General features: G+C 52.4%; 17 protein-coding genes. 6 read left to right on the forward strand and 11 right to left on the reverse strand.

Translation table 11 applies throughout. The features are described 5' to 3' along the window. Positions 1–17 precede the first annotated feature (17 nt). Positions 18–479 carry an Lrp/AsnC family transcriptional regulator gene (locus EE896_RS14660; protein ID WP_033742960.1) on the reverse strand — a complete coding sequence of 154 codons (462 nt, stop codon included), beginning with the start codon at positions 477–479 and terminating at the stop codon, positions 18–20. A 116-nt stretch (positions 480–595) separates the two neighbouring features. On the opposite strand from EE896_RS14660, the gene EE896_RS14665 reads away from it, so the two are divergent. Then, on the forward strand, positions 596–1,630 hold the full coding sequence (locus EE896_RS14665; RefSeq protein WP_008924903.1) for a PLP-dependent cysteine synthase family protein: 1,035 nt from the start codon (positions 596–598) through the stop codon (positions 1,628–1,630). Positions 1,631–1,664: 34 nt separating this feature from the next. On the opposite strand, the gene cof is transcribed toward EE896_RS14665, so the two are convergent. Beyond that, positions 1,665–2,486, reverse strand: coding sequence for an HMP-PP phosphatase (cof, locus tag EE896_RS14670; RefSeq protein ID WP_008924902.1), 822 nt, complete (start codon positions 2,484–2,486; stop codon positions 1,665–1,667). A gap of 91 nt (positions 2,487–2,577) precedes the next feature. On the opposite strand from cof, the gene EE896_RS14675 reads away from it, so the two are divergent. Further along, positions 2,578–4,296 (forward strand): SgrR family transcriptional regulator, encoded by a 1,719-nt coding sequence (locus EE896_RS14675; RefSeq protein ID WP_140916009.1) that lies wholly within the window; start codon positions 2,578–2,580, stop codon positions 4,294–4,296. Between the two features lie 41 nt (positions 4,297–4,337). Further along, entirely contained in the window at positions 4,338–5,033 is a 696-nt protein-coding gene (queC, locus tag EE896_RS14680) for a 7-cyano-7-deazaguanine synthase QueC (RefSeq protein ID WP_140916010.1), read from the forward strand. A 49-nt stretch (positions 5,034–5,082) separates the two neighbouring features. Here the strand turns inward: queC and EE896_RS14685 are convergent, their stop codons facing one another. The 9 genes from EE896_RS14685 to bolA all read right to left on the reverse strand — a co-directional run bounded on the left by EE896_RS14685 (position 5,083) and on the right by bolA (position 15,499). Then, entirely contained in the window at positions 5,083–5,481 is a 399-nt protein-coding gene (locus EE896_RS14685) for an acyl-CoA thioesterase (RefSeq protein ID WP_003850485.1), read from the reverse strand. A 100-nt stretch (positions 5,482–5,581) separates the two neighbouring features. Then, positions 5,582–5,935 (reverse strand): ComEA family DNA-binding protein, encoded by a 354-nt coding sequence (locus EE896_RS14690; RefSeq protein WP_008924899.1) that lies wholly within the window; start codon positions 5,933–5,935, stop codon positions 5,582–5,584. Positions 5,936–6,075: 140 nt separating this feature from the next. Then, the gene (ppiD, locus tag EE896_RS14695; RefSeq protein WP_140916011.1) at positions 6,076–7,944 is read right to left on the reverse strand and encodes a peptidylprolyl isomerase; all 1,869 of its coding nucleotides are present in this window, start codon (positions 7,942–7,944) and stop codon (positions 6,076–6,078) included. Positions 7,945–8,193: 249 nt separating this feature from the next. Beyond that, positions 8,194–8,466, reverse strand: a complete 273-nt coding sequence (gene hupB, locus EE896_RS14700) for a nucleoid-associated protein HU-beta (protein ID WP_033731763.1) — start codon at positions 8,464–8,466, stop codon at positions 8,194–8,196. A 214-nt stretch (positions 8,467–8,680) separates the two neighbouring features. Then, positions 8,681–11,035, reverse strand: a complete 2,355-nt coding sequence (gene lon / locus EE896_RS14705; protein ID WP_003850493.1) for an endopeptidase La — start codon at positions 11,033–11,035, stop codon at positions 8,681–8,683. Between the two features lie 186 nt (positions 11,036–11,221). Then, positions 11,222–12,493 (reverse strand): ATP-dependent protease ATP-binding subunit ClpX, encoded by a 1,272-nt coding sequence (clpX, locus tag EE896_RS14710; RefSeq protein WP_003850494.1) that lies wholly within the window; start codon positions 12,491–12,493, stop codon positions 11,222–11,224. Positions 12,494–12,627: 134 nt separating this feature from the next. After that, positions 12,628–13,251, reverse strand: coding sequence for an ATP-dependent Clp endopeptidase proteolytic subunit ClpP (gene clpP / locus EE896_RS14715; protein WP_003850496.1), 624 nt, complete (start codon positions 13,249–13,251; stop codon positions 12,628–12,630). Between the two features lie 335 nt (positions 13,252–13,586). Further along, entirely contained in the window at positions 13,587–14,891 is a 1,305-nt protein-coding gene (gene tig, locus EE896_RS14720) for a trigger factor (protein ID WP_039659077.1), read from the reverse strand. Between the two features lie 293 nt (positions 14,892–15,184). Then, positions 15,185–15,499, reverse strand: coding sequence for a transcriptional regulator BolA (gene bolA / locus EE896_RS14725; protein WP_008924895.1), 315 nt, complete (start codon positions 15,497–15,499; stop codon positions 15,185–15,187). 286 nt (positions 15,500–15,785) lie between these two features. On the opposite strand from bolA, the gene EE896_RS14730 reads away from it, so the two are divergent. The 3 genes from EE896_RS14730 (at position 15,786) to cyoA (ending at position 19,283) form a co-directional block, all read left to right on the forward strand. Next, on the forward strand, positions 15,786–16,364 hold the full coding sequence (locus tag EE896_RS14730; RefSeq protein ID WP_008924894.1) for a lipoprotein: 579 nt from the start codon (positions 15,786–15,788) through the stop codon (positions 16,362–16,364). A 57-nt stretch (positions 16,365–16,421) separates the two neighbouring features. Then, a complete protein-coding gene (ampG, locus tag EE896_RS14735) occupies positions 16,422–17,912 on the forward strand; it encodes a muropeptide MFS transporter AmpG (protein WP_008924893.1) in 1,491 nt (496 codons plus the stop codon). 444 nt (positions 17,913–18,356) lie between these two features. Beyond that, positions 18,357–19,283, forward strand: coding sequence for a cytochrome o ubiquinol oxidase subunit II (gene cyoA / locus EE896_RS14740; RefSeq protein ID WP_008924892.1), 927 nt, complete (start codon positions 18,357–18,359; stop codon positions 19,281–19,283). Positions 19,284–19,285 lie beyond the last annotated feature (2 nt).

The raw sequence follows: 19,285 nt of genomic DNA on the forward strand, positions 1-19,285 counted from the left end.
CTCTCAATCTCAGGCCCTCAGAGGGCGACAGGTAAAGCCGTGGTGTATTTAATCTCTTCCATGGCGAAGCTGGATGTCACATCAATCAGGCCGGGCACCCCATTGACTACTCGCTTGTAAAAAGCATCATAGCTTTTCATATCGGCCACCTGAATGCGCAGCAGGTAATCATACTCCCCTGCCATGCGGTAAAAGGCCATGACCTCCGGCATGCTACTCACCACGGAGACAAAAGTCTGATACCAGTCGCGGCTGTGCTGCTGGGTTTTCACAAACATAAATGCCGTCAGTGACAGTCCGATTTTATCACCATCCAGCAACGCTACCCGAGCGCGAATAATGCCATCATCTTCCAGTTTTTTCAGGCGCTTCCAGCAGGGTGTGGTGGTAAGGTTGACGGCATCCGCCAATGCCTGCAGTGACAGGGTACAGTCCTGCTGCAGTAGCGCGAGCAATTTGAGGTCAGTTTTATCTAACATTCGGGGCTCCGAGAGAATCATTTTCTCCATTACCGCGATTTTAGCGGTAATTTTGCAATCTCTTTTTCCTGCACGTGCCATAAAATAGTCTCATTATTTTTTATCGGACGCCTGAGATGCACACTTGCTGGATTCGTCACGCTATCAACGAAATTAATGCTGACTTTCAACGATCGGCAGAGACCCACTTGATCCGGTTCGATCTGGCGGATTTTCCCGGCATCTGGTTCTATCTGAAAGATGAGAGCACCCATCCCAGTGGCAGTCTTAAACATCGGCTGGCACGATCTCTGTTTCTTTACGGCCTTTCTAATGGCTGGATTAAACAGGATACGCCGATTATAGAAGCCTCGTCAGGCAGCACTGCCGTTTCTGAGGCGTACTTCGCAAGGCTGCTGGGCCTGCCGTTTATTGCAGTGATGCCCGCCAGTACAGCGAAGCGTAAAATTGAGCAGATCGCGTTTTATGGCGGACAGTGCCATTTTGTCGAGGATCCCTGCCAGCTTTACGCAGAGTCTGAACGGCTGGCGCGGCAGCTGAATGGCCATTTTATGGATCAGTTTACTTACGCTGAACGCGCGACAGACTGGCGTGGCAATAACAACATTGCAGAGAGCATCTTTCGTCAGATGCAGCACGAGCCCTATCCCATTCCCCATACTGTCATCATGAGTGCAGGCACCGGCGGCACTTCAGCGACCCTGGGCCGCTATATTCGTTACCAGGGACTGGAAACGAAAATGCTGGTAGTGGATCCGCAGCATTCTGTCTTTTTCGACTACTGGAGGCAGCGTGATGCCACTCTGACCAGCACGCGCGGCAGCATGATCGAGGGGATTGGCCGTCCACGGGTAGAACCCTCGTTTATGCCTGACGTGATCGATGAAATGATAAAAGTGCCGGATGGTGCGACGCTGGCCGCCATGCTGAAACTGGAAAAGATTCTGGGACGCAAACCTGGCGCCTCTACCGGCACTAATTTCTGGGGCATGATGCAGGTGGCGAAACGCTTACGGGCGGCAAATCAGCAAGGGGCGCTGGTGACACTGCTTTGCGACAGTGGCGAACGTTATCCCGATAGCTACTATCAGCCAGAGTGGGTAGCAAAACATATTGGCGATATCACGCCGTGGCAGCGCGAGCTGGAATAAAAAACCGGACATCCTGTCCGGTGCACGGCAATCCTCAGCATTCGGGGGAATACGCGAGGTCAGGTGTAGCCAGCCAGTGATTTAAATAGTGAGACACTGCCTGTGTCTCGCAATGCCCTAATACGGGTAAATGCGGAAGTGCGGCTTTCAATTGCGCCATCGCATTGCCCATGATGAAGCCCTGCCCGACCTGCGCCAGCATCTCGCGATCGTTCATCGCATCACCAAACGCCATACATTCCGCCATTGTCAGCGACAGGTGATCACATAACAGCGCCAGCGCGCTGCCTTTGTTGCAGTGAGCGGGCAAGACCTCCAGCGTGTCCACCCCAGAGAAGCAGATCGTAGCCTGCTCGCCCAATGCGGCATCCAGCGAGATCTTTAGCCGACACAGATTCTGATGCTGATCAATAAAGCAGATTTTTGTCACCTGATGCGCAGGCAGCTTTTTAAGATCGCACAGTTGATAACCGAATCCGCTCATCTGATGGGCCACCAGCAGCTCCGGAGCAGGTCGATCGGTAAACCACCCCTGATCGTTGAAAATATGGATTGTCGCGGTGGTATCCCAGTGGCGGTGGATGACCTCTTCAGCGACGGCAGGAGGCAGATCACGTGCGAAGATAAGATTGCCAGATCGATCGTGTACGCGGGTGCCATTACCGGTGATCAGCCATGCGGGAAGTGTCATTTTTTCCCGCAGGATCTGCATTTCCTGCAGATGGCGGCCCGTTGCCAGCGCGAGATTAACATCACGCAGATGCAATGCCTGCAAACTCTCCAGAGTCTGCTGCCCCAACTGATGATTCGGCAGCAACAATGTGCCATCCATATCGAACGCGGCTAAACGCACCATGATTCCCCTCCTGCTGAAAGATGGCTTTACTATTGCCTGTAAATTGCGGAACTAATAGTGAATACTTAAAAAAAACTGTTCCGGGTTTAGCATGCGCCAACTTAATCGCCTTAATCAGTTTCAACGTCTGTGGCAGCAGAGTCTGGGCGCCTCTCAGCAGACCTGCGTGGCAGAGATGGCACGCCACTGCATCTGCAGCGAACGCCATCTGCGAACGTTGCTGTCACAGTGGCAGCACGCAGGCTGGCTTCACTGGCATGGCGAGCCAGGCCGTGGCAAGCAGGGGCAATTAACGTTTCTGCAAACGCCTGAACAATTACGACAGCAGTTGCTGCAACGCCAGCTTGATGCCGGAGAGGCGGCGGAGGCTTTGCAGTTGCTGGATCTGGCACCGGAAAGGCTAATCAATATGCTGCGGCCACTCATGGGTGGACAGTGGCAGAACGATACGCCGGTTCTGCGCATTCCCTACTATCGCCCGATGGAAAGCACTGAGCCGCGCCAGATTGCCGGACGGGCTGAACAGCATCTGGTGCGCCAGATCTACTCAGGACTGACCCGGTTTGAGCAGGATGAGCCGGTGGGCGATTTGGCACACCACTGGCAACATGATGAGGCATCTTGTAGCTGGTTATTCTGGTTACGTCCTCAGCTAATGTGGCACAACGACGAGCCAGTGCAGGCCGCACAACTGGTGACGCAATTCCGTCAGCTGTTGCACGATACGCGCGTGCGTGTATTGCTGGCTGATGTGATTAGCGTGGATGCCCTCCATCCGCTTGCGCTGCGGTTTATCCTGCGACGCCCTGACTTCTGGCTGCCTCATCGCCTTGCCCATCTGTTATGCCTGTTGCCTCATCCTGATGATGCTGTCATTGGCAGCGGCCCATGGAAACTGGCGCACTTTAGTCCTGAGCTGGTCAGGATTGAAAGTCATTCCCGCTGGCATCTGCAGCGGCCGCTGTTGCAAGCCGTGGAGTACTGGATTACGCCTCAGTTGTTTGATCCTGCTCTCGGCAGTAGCTGTCGTCATCCGGTGCAAATTGCCATAGGGGATGCCGATGAACTCAGGACGTTACAACCGGTGAGCAGCAGCATCAGTCTCGGCTTCTGTTATCTGGTCTGCCGACCACGAGCCGGATTTACGCGCGATCAGGCACGTACGCTTTTTCAGCTAATTCAGCAAAGCGGCATCGTCAGCCGGTTGCCACTGGATGAAGGATTAATCACGCCCAGCAGCGAACTGTTACCTGGCTGGGATGTGCCGCGGATTAATCATGTCCCGGTCCCCTTGCCGGCGACACTGACGCTGCATTATCAGTTACCGGTTGAATTACACCAGATGTCACAGGCGCTGGTTGCCCTGTTAAAACGGCACGGTTGCAGCCTGAACGTGGTGTTTCACCCGGTAAAAAACTGGCACCGCATCGAGCAACTCGATGAAGCAGATATCGTGATGGGTGACAGGCTGATTGGTGATGCGCCGGTCTTTACATTGGCCAACTGGTTGCAGAGCGATCCGCTATGGCGGCCGCTGTGGGTCACACCAGAGGGCGAAGACGTCCAGGCGCAACTGCTGGCTATTCAGCAGATCGCGGACAGCAACATTCGTATTCACACGCTTCACCAGCTTTATCATCAGCTGATGATGGAGGGCATTCTGCTGCCGCTGTTCAATTATCGCTACCAAATCCACGCACCGCCTGGCGTTGAAGGCATTGAGCTCAACACGCTGGGCTGGTTCGATTTCAGTCGCGCCTGGATTCCACCGCCCATTGATCCGCCTTGCAGCTGTTCAGCAGCGGACTGAGGCATTACCATAAGCGCAAAATTAATGACCAGGAAAACACCATGAAACGCGCTGTTGTAGTTTTCAGCGGTGGACAAGACTCCACTACCTGTCTGATTCAGGCCTTAGAGCAATATGATGAGGTTCACTGCGTCACGTTCGATTATGGACAACGCCACCGGGAAGAGATTGAGGTTGCCCGGGATCTGGCCATTAAACTGGGCGCGCGCGCGCATAAAGTACTGGATGTGACCATGCTGAACGAACTCGCCGTCAGCAGCCTGACACGGGATAACATTCCGGTGCCGGCTTACAATCCTGAGGCCAGTGGTTTACCCAGTACGTTCGTGCCGGGCCGCAATATTCTCTTTCTGACGCTGGCCTCGGTTTATGCCTACCAGGTTGAAGCGGAAGCGGTGATCACTGGCGTCTGTGAGACCGATTTCTCTGGCTATCCCGATTGCCGTGATGAGTTTGTTAAAGCGCTGAACAATGCGGTGTCGCTTGGCATGGCGCGCGAGGTTCGTTTTGAGACGCCGCTGATGTGGCTCAACAAAGCGGAAACCTGGGCGCTGGCGGACTACTGGCAGCAGCTTTCGCTGGTACGTGAGCAGACGCTGACCTGCTATAACGGCGTGAAAGGTGACGGATGTGGTGAGTGTGCTGCCTGCAATTTAAGGGCTAATGGCTTGCAGGGGTATCTCAACGATCGTGATAGGGTAATGGCCGCGATGAAAGCTAAGAGCGGCCTTAGTTAAGGCACTCTGGCGTGGCGGCAGAGAATTTAGTTTGCCGCCTTTACCCGGTTTATGCCATCAGACGCATCAGTCGCTCGCGTAATTCTCCTTCCAGCGCAACCGCCTTCTGGGTCCGCAAATCAATACAGACAAACGTGAGTGCAGCATCCGCCACGACGGTTTCCTGACCTGCCAGCAAAACCCGCTGCGCAATAATGCCGCTTTTACCATTCAACTGCGTGATTGCACTGTCGATAGTGAGTACGTCGCCCAGCACGGCCGGGCGACGATAATTGATGTTGATGTTGACCACCACAAAAGCCAGTTTCTGTTCCTGCAACCAGTGGAATGCTTCAACCTCTTCCAGCCATTCCCAGCGAGCTTCCTCAAGAAACTCAAGATAGCGTGCATTGTTGACGTGCTGATAGACATCCAGATGATAGCCGCGCACTTTTATGGTGGTCTGCATGGTCATGCTCTCCTGCTACTGTAAGTTAACTGGTTGGACCTGTTCACTTTAGCAGAGTCGCCTGCTCAGCGCGGCTTAAGCATCACAGATGTGTACTGCCTCACAATTTCAGCCTGCCCGCATTCCGCTCTATCAACGCGTTGCCAATGCCCGGCACTTCGCTAAGTTGCTGAATTGCGCTAAAGGGCCCGTACTGTTCGCGATAGCTCACAATCGCCTGGGCTTTTTTCAACCCTACGCCATTCATGACGGCAGTGAGCTGTTCCGCTGTCGCGTCATTGATACTGACCTGCTCCTGCTGTGGCTGTAATGGTGATGCCGGCTTTGACGCGGATAGTGCGCTCTGCGTGACAGCGTCGCTGGCAGATTCAGGGGCCGCAGAGACGCTGGTATGACAGAGTGCACCACCCAGCGCGAGGGAAAGATAAAGGGCAACGAGTTTAGGTTTAGCCATGCTGTGTTTCTCCTTGTGTTTAAACAGCAGCGACAGCGTGTCACCGCTGCGCACAAGGCACAAAAGTGGAATTGCAGAAATGGAAAAGGCCGCGAATGCGGCCTTTGATTGTTACTGTTGTTGCACTGTTTCTGCGAGGCTTACTGCATTTGTGCAGCAGCGCCGTACTTAATTTTGGCTTCTTTACGCAGGTTTTGCAGCAACGCTTCAAACGTCAGCTGTGCATTATTCTGCGTGACGCCTTTGACCATTTCGTCAATCTGCGCCTGCGGCATGCTACCCGTTTTAACTTTATCAACCGCCACCAGTACCACGTTGCCCTGCATATCTTCGCTCACACCCCATGAAGGTTTATTTTCCGCGGGCTGAGGGAGATTAAAGGCCGCCTGTGCAACAGGATCCTGCGCGTTACGGTCAACAGTTTTGCTGGCGCTCAGGGTCAGACCCGCGGCAGTCAGCGCATCCTGCTTACCGGCTTTGAGATCGGTCAGGAGTTTATCCGCCTGGGCTTTCGCCTGCTGCGTCGCTTTATCATGCTTAAGCGTGTCCGTGATCTGCGCCTTAACCTGATCCAGCGGTTTTACCGCTTCTGGTTTGTGCTCACTGATACGCAGCACAAAGGCACGATCGCCATCAACAGTGATGATATCGGAGTTGTTGCCCGGCGCGCCGTTTTGCCCCACAAGGCCACCATTAAAGATCGCCTGCTTCACCGCATCGAAGTTCAGTGCGTCTGGCAGCGTATCCTGGCTGAACCAGCCGGTCTCTTTCGCTTTCAGACCCGAAGCCTGCTCCGCACCCGCCAGTGACTCATTGTCATTGCTGGCTGCTTCGCTGACTTTCTGTTGCAGTTTGTAGAAGGCATCAACGCCCTTTTCCTGCTTCACTTTCGCGGCAATGGCGCTGCGAACGTCATTCAGCGGCTTAACCTGCTCTGGCTGAATATCGTCGAGACGAACGACCAGGAAACCCACTGAGGATTTGATCACGCCTGACATCTGGCCTTTCTGAGTCAGACCCGCATTTTTCAGCTCATCCGGCGTCGTTGAAGGTTCCAGCCAGCCCATATCACCGCCCTTACGCGCAGAAATAGGGTCGATTGATTTGGCTTTCGCCACATCCGCGAAGCTGGCGCCACCTTTCAGCTGGGCCAGTACCGCATTGGCATCGGCTTCAGTTTTAGTCTGAATCACGCTGTAACGCGTACGCTGCGGCTGTGTATAGTCTGCTTTATGCTGGTCGTACCAGGCCTGAATATCCGCCTCGCTGGCATCCTGTTGCATGCTGGCCGCATCCATCAGGATATAGCTGACACGGAACTGTTCCGGCGCCATAAAACTGGTTTTATGCTGCTGATAATACTGACTGATTTCATCGTCGGTGACGGCTTGCTTCGCCGCCAGCGCGTTGACGTCCAGCGTCGCCTGACGAATGTCACGCTGTTGTGAAACCAGGTCCACCAGTTTACTGGCTTCGCCTTTGAGCGTGAAATCGGTGTTAGCAACGGCATTAATCAGCTGCTGATTAGAAAGTTGCTTACGCAATGCTTCAGCGTACTGGTCAGCACTGAAACCCATGTTGCCGATCAGAGCCAGATATTTCGCATTGTCGAATTTGCCGTTGGTCTGGAAAGCCTGCTGATTGAAGATAGCCTGCTTAACCTGATCGTCACTGATGCTGAGGTGGAGATCTTTGATGTAGCTGTCAAGCAGCGCCTGATCGATTAACTGCGACAGCGCCTGCTGGCGGATCTGCTGCATGTAGCCATCGTTGCTGGCCAACTGCGAGAACTGGTCGCCCAGCATCTGCTGCTGACGGCTGCGTTCGCTGTTGAACGCCTGCTCCAGCTGTCCACGGCTGATCTCCTGACCATTAACTTTGGCCGCATAATCGTTATTGCCGCCAATCAGATAGTTGCCAACGCCCGTCAGCACAAAGGAGACCATAATCAGTCCCAGAATAATCTTGAGCACGACATTGTTCGACGCCGCGCGTAAATTGTCCATCATGGTATGGCAACACTCCGCTGTAGTGTGAATGTAAAGCTCGGTCGCAATTCGCCACTCGCTGGCGACTTACGCAACTGCAGGCTTAGCTGGCAGTCTCAATCCGGTCCAGGTCCATCTTACGGCCCGATTCTCACCGGTTAAAACAAAAAAAAGGCACATCAGATTGATGTGCCCGTATGTTACATGAGAACGGGTTAATCGTCCTCTAATCCACTGAAGAAAATGCGTCAATGAATCTATTCGTTGTTATTAATTGACAGCGTCTTTCAATGCTTTACCAGCACGGAAACCGGGAACTTTACCGGCCGGAATGGTGATCTCTTTACCGGTTTGCGGATTACGACCGGTACGTGCAGCGCGGTCACGCACAGAGAATGTGCCGAAACCCACCAGAGCCACTTCATCACCCTCTTTCAGCGCATCTGAAACTGAGCCCATAAATGCATCTAAAACACGTCCTGCAGCAGCTTTAGAAATATCAGCATCGGCAGCAATTTTGTCGATCAATTGTGACTTATTCACTCTATTCATCCCCTCTTTTATTATTTCACATCGCACCCTGCATCCAGCCAGGTCCGAGCGCGCAGCAAGTTATATCAAGCCAGTGACGCCGAAACAACGTAATTTCTCTGAGAACGTCGCGTCGGCAGCCACCTAAATTAGCGGCACAAAAAAAAGCTGGCAAGCGCCAATTGCCTTGCCAGCTCCGCTTTTTAACGGTTTATGCCGTTAATCACTATTTTGCTGTCGCGACCTGCATGCCGTATGGCGCATTTTCCAGTGCCAGATTCAGCACCTCTTCAATGCGTTTCACCGGATGAATCTCCAGATCGGCAATCACGTTCTGTGGAATTTCTTCCAGATCACGCTTGTTGTCGTCCGGGATCAGCACAGTTTTAATACCGCCACGGTGTGCTGCCAGCAGTTTTTCTTTCAGCCCACCAATCGGCAGTACCTGACCACGAAGGGTAATTTCACCGGTCATGGCGACATCTGCACGAACCGGGTTACCGGTCAGACAGGAAACCAGCGCAGTACACATGGCGATACCGGCACTTGGACCATCTTTCGGTGTGGCGCCTTCTGGCACGTGAACGTGAATATCACGTTTTTCGTAGAAGTCACCATTGATGCCAAGCTTCTCGGCACGGGCACGCACTACGGTCAGTGCAGCCTGAATCGACTCCTGCATCACTTCACCCAGAGAACCGGTGTAAGTCAGTTTGCCTTTACCCGGCACGCAGGCGGTTTCAATGGTCAGCAGATCGCCACCCACTTCCGTCCAGGCCAGGCCAGTAACCTGACCGACACGGTTTTCACTGTCAGCACGGCCATAGTCAAAGCGCTGTACGCCCAGGAAGTCCTTGAGGTTTTCGCCATTGATGGTGATGTGCTTCTTAGTCTTGTCCATCAGCAGTGATTTCACCGCTTTACGACACAACTTCGACAGCTCACGCTCAAGGCTACGCACACCGGCTTCACGGGTGTAGTAACGGATAATGCCGACAATCGCGCTGTCTTCAACCGTAATTTCGCTGGCTTTCAGGGCGTTACGTTCAATCTGCTTAGTCAGCAGATGCTGCTTAGCGATATTCAGCTTTTCATCTTCGGTGTAACCCGACAGACGAATCACTTCCATACGATCCAGCAGCGGTGCCGGAATGTTCATTGAGTTCGACGTTGCCACAAACATCACATCAGAGAGGTCATAGTCGACTTCCAGATAGTGGTCGTTGAACGCAATGTTCTGCTCAGGATCAAGCACTTCCAGCAGGGCAGACGCAGGATCGCCACGCATGTCAGAAGACATTTTGTCGATCTCATCCAGCAGGAACAGCGGGTTTTTAACCCCCACTTTCGCCATTTTCTGGATTAATTTACCCGGCATAGAGCCGATGTAAGTACGGCGGTGACCACGGATTTCTGCTTCATCACGCACGCCACCCAGCGCCATACGCACATATTTACGTCCGGTCGCTTTCGCGATCGACTGACCCAGAGAAGTTTTACCTACCCCTGGCGGTCCGACGAGGCAGAGAATCGGCCCTTTGATTTTGCTGACGCGACTTTGAACCGCAAGATACTCAAGAATACGATCCTTCACGCGCTCCAGGCCGTAATGGTCGGTATCCAGCGTCTCCTGCGCTTTACGCAGATCTTTCTTCACTTTGCTGCGCGCGTTCCACGGAACCTGAACCATCCAGTCGATGTAGCCGCGAACCACGGTGGCTTCAGCGGACATCGGGGACATCATTTTCAGCTTCTGCAGTTCGGCTTCCGCTTTCTCGCGCGCTTCTTCCGGCATTTTGGCCGCGTCGATTTTGCGTTTTAACGCTTCGTACTCATCAGGCGCGTCATCCATCTCGCCCAGCTCTTTCTGAATCGCCTTCATCTGCTCATTCAGATAGTACTCGCGCTGGCTCTTCTCCATCTGCTTCTTAACACGGTTGCGAATACGCTTCTCAACCTGCAGCAGATCGATTTCAGATTCCATCATCGCCATCAGATATTCCAGACGCTCGTTGACGTCGGACATCTCCAGCACAGACTGTTTGTCTGCCAGTTTCAGTGGCATATGTGCTGCGACGGTGTCGGCAAGGCGGGCCGCATCGTCAATATTGTTCAGCGAGGTTAAAACCTCTGGTGGGATCTTTTTATTGAGTTTGATGTAGCCTTCAAACTGATTGATCGCCGTGCGCACCAGCACTTCCTGCTCGCGCTCTTCGATCTCAGGCGAAACCAGATATTCAGCTTGTGCCACAAAATGGTCACCGTTATCGGCCAGCGTCGTAATGTGGGCGCGCTGTAAACCTTCGACCAGAACTTTGACGGTGCCGTCCGGCAGTTTCAGCATTTGCAATACTGAGGCTACGGTCCCTACTGAAAAGAGATCGTTAATGCCAGGTTCATCCGTTGAAGCCTCTTTCTGTGCGACCAGCATGATTTTTTTATCATGATCCATTGCGGCTTCAAGGCACCGAATTGATTTTTCCCGGCCAACAAACAACGGAATTACCATGTGCGGATAAACCACCACGTCGCGCAGCGGCAACACGGGGATTTCAATGCGTTCAGAACGCTCAGGATTCATAGAGCTCTCTCTTTGTTTAATGTCCGCCAGGTGATGGGAACCGCATCAGGCAGGTATGCAGTTAAACCCACAGGTATCTGAGTATATGGGGATGCTTATCCGACATTCAACGTCACAGAGGCGAGAAAAGCAAAAGGGGAAACATTTTCCCCTTTTTTATTATGACAACATGGACGATCTGTTTAATTATTCGCCAGACGCCTGCGCTTCATGCTTACCATAGATCAACATGGGCTCAGACTGACCTTCAATAACTGATTCATCAATCACTACTTTTTCCACGTCGTCCATGGAAGGCAGATCATACATCGTTTCCAGCAATGCGCCTTCTACGATGGAACGCAGACCACGTGCACCGGTTTTACGTGACATCGCTTTCTTCGCAATGGCAGTTAACGCCTCGTCACGGAACTCCAGCTCAACGCCTTCCAGGTTAAACAGCGCCTGGTACTGTTTCGTCAGGGCGTTTTTAGGTTCACGCAGAATCTGAATCAGTGCTTCTTCGCTCAGTTCGCTCAGAGTGGCAACCACTGGCAGACGACCGATGAACTCAGGAATCAGACCAAATTTGATCAAATCCTCAGGTTCACACTGTGAAAGCAATTCGCCTTCGCTGGCTTTCTGCGACTTCCCTTTCACGGTGGCGCCGAAACCGATACCGGATCCGGTTTCAACACGCTGGGAAATCACTTTGTCCAGGCCGGCAAATGCGCCGCCGCAGATAAACAGAATTTTCGAGGTATCAACCTGCAAAAACTCCTGCTGCGGATGCTTACGTCCACCCTGCGGTGGAACGGCAGCGACGGTGCCTTCAATCAGCTTAAGCAGAGCCTGCTGTACGCCTTCACCTGACACGTCACGGGTAATCGACGGGTTATCTGACTTGCGTGAGATTTTGTCGATTTCATCGATATAAACGATGCCGCGCTGTGCTTTCTGAACGTCGTAATCACACTTCTGCAGCAGTTTCTGGATGATGTTTTCAACGTCTTCACCCACATAACCGGCTTCAGTCAGCGTAGTGGCGTCAGCCATGGTGAACGGCACATCCAGCAGGCGTGCAAGGGTTTCTGCCAGCAGCGTTTTACCACTACCGGTGGGACCAATCAGCAGAATGTTACTTTTGCCCAGTTCGATGCCATTGCTGGTATCGCCGTTGCGCAAACGCTTGTAGTGGTTGTAAACGGCAACCGCCAGCACTTTCTTCGCTCTTTCCTGGCCGATGACATAATCATCAAGGTGATGGCGAATTTCATGTGGGGTTGGCAACGCACTACGTTCACGATGCGGCGCAACTTCTTTAATCTCTTCGCGAATGATGTCGTTGCACAGGTCAACACATTCATCGCAGATATACACTGACGGCCCGGCAATCAGCTTTCGCACTTCATGCTGGCTTTTGCCGCAAAAAGAGCAGTACAGCAACTTTCCTGAACCGTCTTTGCGCTTATCTGTCATCAGTTAACCTCTTCTAGTTCTCAGGCCATACACGCGTACGGCTCAGGCCGTGCAGAGACGGCCGAAATTCATTCAACCCATAATAGTACCGTTACCCTGTTAACTATAGACCAGGGACAACGGTAAGTCGGGTCTTATTGGCGATGCGTCAGAATTGAATCGACTAATCCATACTCTACCGCTTCACTTGCAGAGAGGAAACGATCACGCTCGGTATCGCGCTCAATTTCTTCCAGCGTTTTACCGGTATGCTCAGCCATCAGCTCATTCATACGCTGCTTAACTTTCAGGATCTCGCGCGCATGGATCTCAATATCTGACGCCTGGCCCTGATAGCCGCCCAGCGGCTGGTGGATCATTACACGTGAGTTTGGCAGACAGAAACGTTTACCTTTGGTACCCGCCGTCAGCAGGAACGCACCCATTGAACAGGCCTGTCCCATACAGATGGTGCTGACATCCGGTTTAATAAATTTCATGGTGTCGTAGATCGACATACCGGCCGTGATCACACCGCCAGGTGAGTTGATGTACAGATAGATATCTTTTTCCGGATTTTCAGCTTCCAGAAACAGCATCTGCGCCACGATCAGATTTGCCATGTGGTCTTCAACCTGGCCGGTCAGAAAAATGACACGCTCTTTCAGCAGACGGGAGTAGATGTCGTATGAACGCTCACCACGCGAAGTTTGTTCAACCACCATTGGCACCAGCGCATTGTGCGGTGCAGTATATTCACGATCGCCACTGTATGACATTACCGTCTCCTGGATAAATTTCATTGGCAACATTCTGTACCGATTCTACGTAAGACGCGCGGGAAACTCCACGTCGCACCTTTTCCGACACCTTCAGGACGGTTAATCAGCCAGCCTCACTCTCATTTCTGCATACTCCCACTATCTGGGGATGCTGCACGCATGTTTCAAGCATAACAATCTTTTCCCTGTTCGCTAACCCGGAAAAAGCGATGCGTGAATAATTTGCCGATTAATTAAACAAATAGCAGCGAAGAGTGCCGTTCTGTACGCAAAACACAAAAAAGCCCGTGACTTTTCAGTCACGGGCTTAGCACAGACAGTTAAATGTGAGATCAGGCCTGAGCGGTCTGATTCATCAGATCCTGGAAGTTGGTCTCTTTCTCAGTCACTTTAGCTTTCGCCAGGACTGCTTCAACCGCTTGCTCTTCCAGCGCGACGTTGCGCATATTGTTCATCAGCTCGTTATTCTTGCTGTAGAACTCGATCACTTCCTGCGGATCTTCATACGCAGAAGCCATCTCTTCGATCATGGTGCTTACGCGTGCTTCGTCAGCTTTCAGCTCATGGGTACGAATCACTTCGCCCAGCAGCAGACCGACAACAACACGGCGTTTAGCCTGCTCTTCGAACAGTTCGCGTGGCAGTTCCAGCGCCTGCTGTTCGTTGCCACCGAAACGCTGTGCAGCCTGACGACGCAGAACGTCGATTTCGCTGTCAACCAGCGCAGCTGGCACGTCGATTTCGTTAGCTTCAACCAGACCGTCGATCGCCTGCGTTTTGATGCGGTTACGGATAGCGCCTTTCAGCTCGCGATCCATGTTCTTACGCACTTCGGTACGCAGACCGGCAACTGAACCATCTTCAACGCCGAAACGTTTGATGAACTCTTCAGTCAGCTCTGGCAGTTCGCGCGTTTCAACTTTCTTCAGCACGATCTCGAACTTCGCATCTTTCCCTTTCAGGGTTTCTGCGTGGTAGTCGTCCGGGAATTTCACATCGATAGTGAAAGTCTCGCCCGCTTTGTGACCCACAACGCCTTCTTCAAAGCCTGGGATCATGCGGCCCTGGCCCATGGCCAGAACGAAATCAGTGGCTTTGCCGCCTTCGAACTCTTCACCGTCAACAGAACCGTTGAAATCGATAGTGGCACGATCTTCCGGGCCTGCAGCAGCGTCGCTTTCGATCCAGTTGGCCTGCTGCTTACGCAGCGTGTCCAGCATGGTATCAACGTCAGCGTCAGTGACTTCAACGACTGGTTTTTCGACTTCGATGTTTTCCAGGCCTTTCAGCTCAACTTCCGGATAAACTTCGAATTCAACCGCGTAAGTGAAATCCTGACCTTCTTTGTACTCACCTGGCACGTAGTTTGGTGCGCCAGCCGGGTTAATTTTTTCTTTGATGATGGCGTCAACGAAGTTGCGCGTCATCAGCTCGCCCAGCACGTCCTGACGGACAGAAGCGCCATAACGCTGCGCAACGATGTTCATCGGCACTTTGCCTTTACGGAAACCATCGATACGGACTTTCCTGGCAACGTCAACCAGTTCTTTTTTTACTGCACTTTCGATGCTGTCAGCTGCAACAGTAATCGTAATGCGACGGCCCAGGCCCTGAGTGGTTTCTACAGAAACTTGCATCTTGTTACCTCAAAAAATCACGTGCTCGGTCAACTTCAGACACCACACATAGTGAAATGCGCCGTATCCAACAACCGGGACGGCTTCCGTGAAGAGAACCTGATCCCTGTTACCAGAAGCGTCCCGAAGACATTCCGGAAAAATAGACGCAGCATTATAGCGGCATCGCTGGAATGAGTCGAGGACGCTAACTCACCACTTTTCAGCAGGTTTGCTGCTTTTTTGAGCCAGGGATCGCGTTTTTCACTAAATAAAAGAAAAAACGGCCCGCAGGCCGTTTTGGAGAAGGGAGGTCAGGCGAGTGTACCGGCACCGCGGCAGTTAGGCGAAGCCAGTACGGTATCCTGCAATCCTTCCCACTCTTTCAGTGTGTAAGTATGCAGGGCTAAGGCATGAACGCTGCCCGCTAATTCAGCCGCCAGCTCGCCATAAATTAAGCGATGACGCGCCAGAAAGCGCTGGCCTGCAAAACAGTCGCTGACAATGACCACTTTGAAGTGACTTTCTGAGCCGGCAGGAACGTTGTGCCGGTAGCTTTCGTCATGCACTTCCAGATGAGCTGGCTGAAATGCCACACGCAGCTTTTCTTCTATTTGTTCGCGGATCATGGCTATTACTCCTCAATGGCGAGCGCTGTGCCCCATCTCATTCAATCTTAGTCGCTTTTAGTGCGCTTACCCGTCAGCAGAGGCTAAATATTGCATTTTATGTCAGCCCGCCTCCGACGCGCATAATAACGTAGCTGAAACGAACAGCAAACTAACCTGTCAGAGAAGGGGCTTAAAACGGTTTCAGACACAATTTCACCGGCAACAGGGCTTTTTTCACTGCCGGGCAATGCTATGATGCCTCCAGTTTTTGCAAACCAACCCCCTGACACCAACGAGAAAAAGTATGTTGAAAAAACTGTTATTCCCACTGTTGGCTGCGTTCATTTTAGCCGGCTGTGCAACCAGCAATAATACCCTGACAATCCAGCCTAAAATTCAGTTGCCACAGCAGGACCCGGGCCTGATGGGCGTAACCGTCAGCATCAACGGTGCCGACCAGCGTAAAGATCAGGCGCTGGCAAAAGTAAACCGTGATGGTCAGCTAGTGACCTTAACACCTTCGCGCGATCTGCGTTTCCTGCTGCAGGAAGTGCTGGAGAAGCAGATGACCGCTCGCGGTTATATGGTTGGTCCTAATGGCGCGGTAGACCTTCAGATTGTGGTTAACAACCTCTATGCTGACGTGACGCAGGGCAATGTGCGCTATAGCATCACCACCAAAGCGGACATCTCGATCATTGCGACCGCAAAAAACGGCAACAAACAGGTTAAAAACTACCGCCAGACTTACAGCGTAGAAGGCGCGTTCAACGCCAGTAACCAGAAGATCACCAACGCGGTTAACTCCACCATGAGCGATGTGATCGCGGATATGGCGCAGGACACCAGCGTCAACGACTTCATCAAGCAAAACGCCCGTTAACACCCTCTCTCTTCTGCCCTGCCTTGTGCAGGGCATTTTGTTATCTGCAGGATCCGCATGAACCACTACCTTCGCCTCTTCAGCCAGAAAAACGCCGCCGTATTGTTGCTCCTTGGGTTCGCTTCGGGATTGCCGCTGGCACTGACATCGGGCACGTTGCAGGCGTGGATGACGGTGGAAAATGTCGATTTAAAAACCATTGGCTTCTTTTCGCTGGTCGGCCAGGCCTACGTCTTTAAATTTCTCTGGTCACCCATGATGGACCGCTATACGCCGCCGTTTCTGGGCCGCCGCCGCGGCTGGTTGCTGCTCAGTCAGCTGGCGCTGGTGGGGGGGATTTTCGCGATGGGATTTCTGCAACCAGGACGCGATCTGACCCTGATGGCCGCGCTGGCGGTGCTGATCGCTTTCTGCTCCGCCTCTCAGGATATTGTCTTTGATGCCTGGAAAACGGATATCCTGCCACCTGAAGAACGTGGCAGCGGTGCCGCGATTACCGTGCTGGGTTATCGTCTGGCGATGCTGATTTCAGGCGGACTGGCGTTGTGGCTGGCTGACCGCTATCTGGGCTGGCAGGCAACCTACTGGCTGATGGCGCTGATGATGGTGCCGGGTATTATCGCGACGCTTGCGGCCAGCGAGCCCGACACACGCATCTCTACCCCACATTCGCTGCGTCAGGCGGTTGTTGATCCCCTTAAGGATTTTTTCCAGCGTAACAACGCCTGGTTGCTGATTACCCTGATTATTCTTTACAAGCTGGGCGATGCATTCGCCGCCTCGCTGACCACCACCTTTTTGATTCGTGGCGTCGGCTTCAATGCCGGTGACGTCGGCCTGGTCAACAAGACGCTGGGCCTGCTGGCGACGATTATCGGGGCGCTCTATGGCGGTGTTCTGATGCAGCGTCTGAGTCTGTTCCGGGCACTGATGATTTTCGGCGTGCTGCAGGCAGTCTCAAACTTTGGTTACTGGCTGCTGGCGGTGACCGACAAACAATTGTGGAGTATGGCCAGCGCGGTTTTTGTTGAAAACCTGTGCGGCGGCATGGGCACGGCGGCCTTCGTGGCCCTGTTAATGACCCTTTGCAACAAATCCTTCTCTGCAACACAGTTTGCCCTGCTGTCGGCGCTCTCAGCCGTTGGTCGGGTCTATGTTGGCCCGGCTGCGGGCTGGCTGGTTGAACTCTGGGGCTGGCCAACATTTTATGCTTTTACGGTATTTGCGGGACTGCCTGGGCTGCTACTGCTGACTTTTTGTCGACACACACTGAATCAGGTCGAGCAAAGTGGCAATTTCCTCACACGAAGCTACTATCCTCATGGTTATCGCTGGACTAATCGTCTGTTTGCAGCCGGATGCGGCGTACTGGCTCTCTGGCTGGTAGCGCTGGCACTGAACGCACTGGGACTGACTGCGCTGGCACCGCTGCTGACCCGCCTGTTCGAGCTGGGCATGACCCTCTCCTTACTGGCGGTGCTTGCCGGGGTGTTGCTGGACTACCGGGCGCTGAAGAAAACGCCGGTGTTACCTGCATCAGATGCTTAAGTAAAATCGATAGGTTAACGAACGGCGACTTATTTTATGCCATGCCGATAAGTCGCCATCATTTATCATCGCGTGTTATTTTTAAAAAATAAGAATATGACCTGAGGAGGCGTAGCGGAAATACTAAAAACCGGTGAGCAATTACTTTAGTTAAATTTCATCGCGCAAATGATGCAGACTTGTTAAATATTTGGGAGTTAAAAGTAAGGGTTATTCCTTTCCCTGATTTTTTTACGGTTACTTCCATTGGTTTTTGTTATATTGATGCCAACTGCTTGTCTGCGTTAATTATTTGTCACCTGGCGCAACATCTGTGACACCCTTAGCAAAAGGTGTCAACACGTATCTGACACATCCTTAAGCTGGTTTACACTGCATAAACCTTCCCGTAAAATGCGCGCACACTTAAACGACAATAGAGCCCTTTGTCATTGAGGTCGTTAAATGAGACTCAGTAAATACAATAAAAGTTTGGGGATTTTGTCATTAATTGCAGGCACTTTATTAATGAGTGGCTGCGATAGTGCATTGTTAAATCCCAAAGGACAGATTGCACTGGAGCAACGTTCGCTGATACTGACTGCCTTTGGCCTGATGTTGATCGTCGTGATTCCCGCAGTCCTGATGGCCGTGGTGTTTGCCTGGAAATATCGGGCATCCAACACGAATGCGAAGTACAGCCCTAACTGGTCACACTCTAACAAAGTGGAAGCCGTGGTCTGGACCATTCCGATCCTGATCATTATCTTCCTCAGTGTGCTGACCTGGAAATCGACCCACGCACTGGAGCCCAGCAAACCGCTGCAATCTGATGTGAAACCGGTTGAGATCGATGTGGTTGCACTGGACTGGAAATGGTTGTTCATTTACCCGGAGCAGGGTATTGCGACCGTGAACCAGATTGCCTTCCCGGCAAACACTCCGGTGAACTTCAAAATTACGTCTAACTCCGTCATGAATTCTTTCTTCATCCCAACGCTCGGCAGCCAGATTTATGCGATGGCTGGTATGCAGACCAAACTGCATCTGATTGCGAATGAGCCGGGAATTTTCGACGGTATCTCTGCGAACTTCAGTGGTCGTGGTTTCTCTGGCATGAAGTTTAAAGCCATTGCAACCAAAGACGATGCGGAATTCCAGCAGTGGGTGGCTAAAGTTAAAGCAGCCCCTAACACGCTGACTACTATGGATGATTTCGAGAAAGTGGCTGTGCCAAGCGAAAATCACCCGGTGGAATATTTCTCTTCAGCTGATCCTAAATTGTTCATGCAAGTCATCGACAAGTTCAAGATGAGCCACGGGAAAATGGACATGCCACAGCATGAAGGTATGGACATGAGTCACGCCGCTTCCGCGGGAGCCGAGGAATAATA

Source organism: Pantoea eucalypti (genome assembly GCF_009646115.1).
Taxonomy (GTDB): domain Bacteria; phylum Pseudomonadota; class Gammaproteobacteria; order Enterobacterales; family Enterobacteriaceae; genus Pantoea; species Pantoea eucalypti.

Excerpts from the sequence above, each read along its gene's own strand:
- EE896_RS14660 (WP_033742960.1), bottom strand. The coding sequence starts at position 479 with ATGTTAGATAAAACTGACCTCAAATTGCTCGCGCTACTGCAGCAGGAC.
- EE896_RS14665 (WP_008924903.1), top strand. The coding sequence starts at position 596 with ATGCACACTTGCTGGATTCGTCACGCTATCAACGAAATTAATGCTGAC.
- cof (WP_008924902.1), bottom strand. The coding sequence starts at position 2,486 with ATGGTGCGTTTAGCCGCGTTCGATATGGATGGCACATTGTTGCTGCCG.
- EE896_RS14675 (WP_140916009.1), top strand. The coding sequence starts at position 2,578 with ATGCGCCAACTTAATCGCCTTAATCAGTTTCAACGTCTGTGGCAGCAG.
- queC (WP_140916010.1), top strand. The coding sequence starts at position 4,338 with ATGAAACGCGCTGTTGTAGTTTTCAGCGGTGGACAAGACTCCACTACC.
- EE896_RS14685 (WP_003850485.1), bottom strand. The coding sequence starts at position 5,481 with ATGCAGACCACCATAAAAGTGCGCGGCTATCATCTGGATGTCTATCAG.
- EE896_RS14690 (WP_008924899.1), bottom strand. The coding sequence starts at position 5,935 with ATGGCTAAACCTAAACTCGTTGCCCTTTATCTTTCCCTCGCGCTGGGT.
- ppiD (WP_140916011.1), bottom strand. The coding sequence starts at position 7,944 with ATGATGGACAATTTACGCGCGGCGTCGAACAATGTCGTGCTCAAGATT.
- lon (WP_003850493.1), bottom strand. The coding sequence starts at position 11,035 with ATGAATCCTGAGCGTTCTGAACGCATTGAAATCCCCGTGTTGCCGCTG.
- clpX (WP_003850494.1), bottom strand. The coding sequence starts at position 12,493 with ATGACAGATAAGCGCAAAGACGGTTCAGGAAAGTTGCTGTACTGCTCT.
- clpP (WP_003850496.1), bottom strand. The coding sequence starts at position 13,251 with ATGTCATACAGTGGCGATCGTGAATATACTGCACCGCACAATGCGCTG.
- tig (WP_039659077.1), bottom strand. The coding sequence starts at position 14,891 with ATGCAAGTTTCTGTAGAAACCACTCAGGGCCTGGGCCGTCGCATTACG.
- bolA (WP_008924895.1), bottom strand. The coding sequence starts at position 15,499 with ATGATCCGCGAACAAATAGAAGAAAAGCTGCGTGTGGCATTTCAGCCA.
- EE896_RS14730 (WP_008924894.1), top strand. The coding sequence starts at position 15,786 with ATGTTGAAAAAACTGTTATTCCCACTGTTGGCTGCGTTCATTTTAGCC.
- ampG (WP_008924893.1), top strand. The coding sequence starts at position 16,422 with ATGAACCACTACCTTCGCCTCTTCAGCCAGAAAAACGCCGCCGTATTG.
- cyoA (WP_008924892.1), top strand. The coding sequence starts at position 18,357 with ATGAGACTCAGTAAATACAATAAAAGTTTGGGGATTTTGTCATTAATT.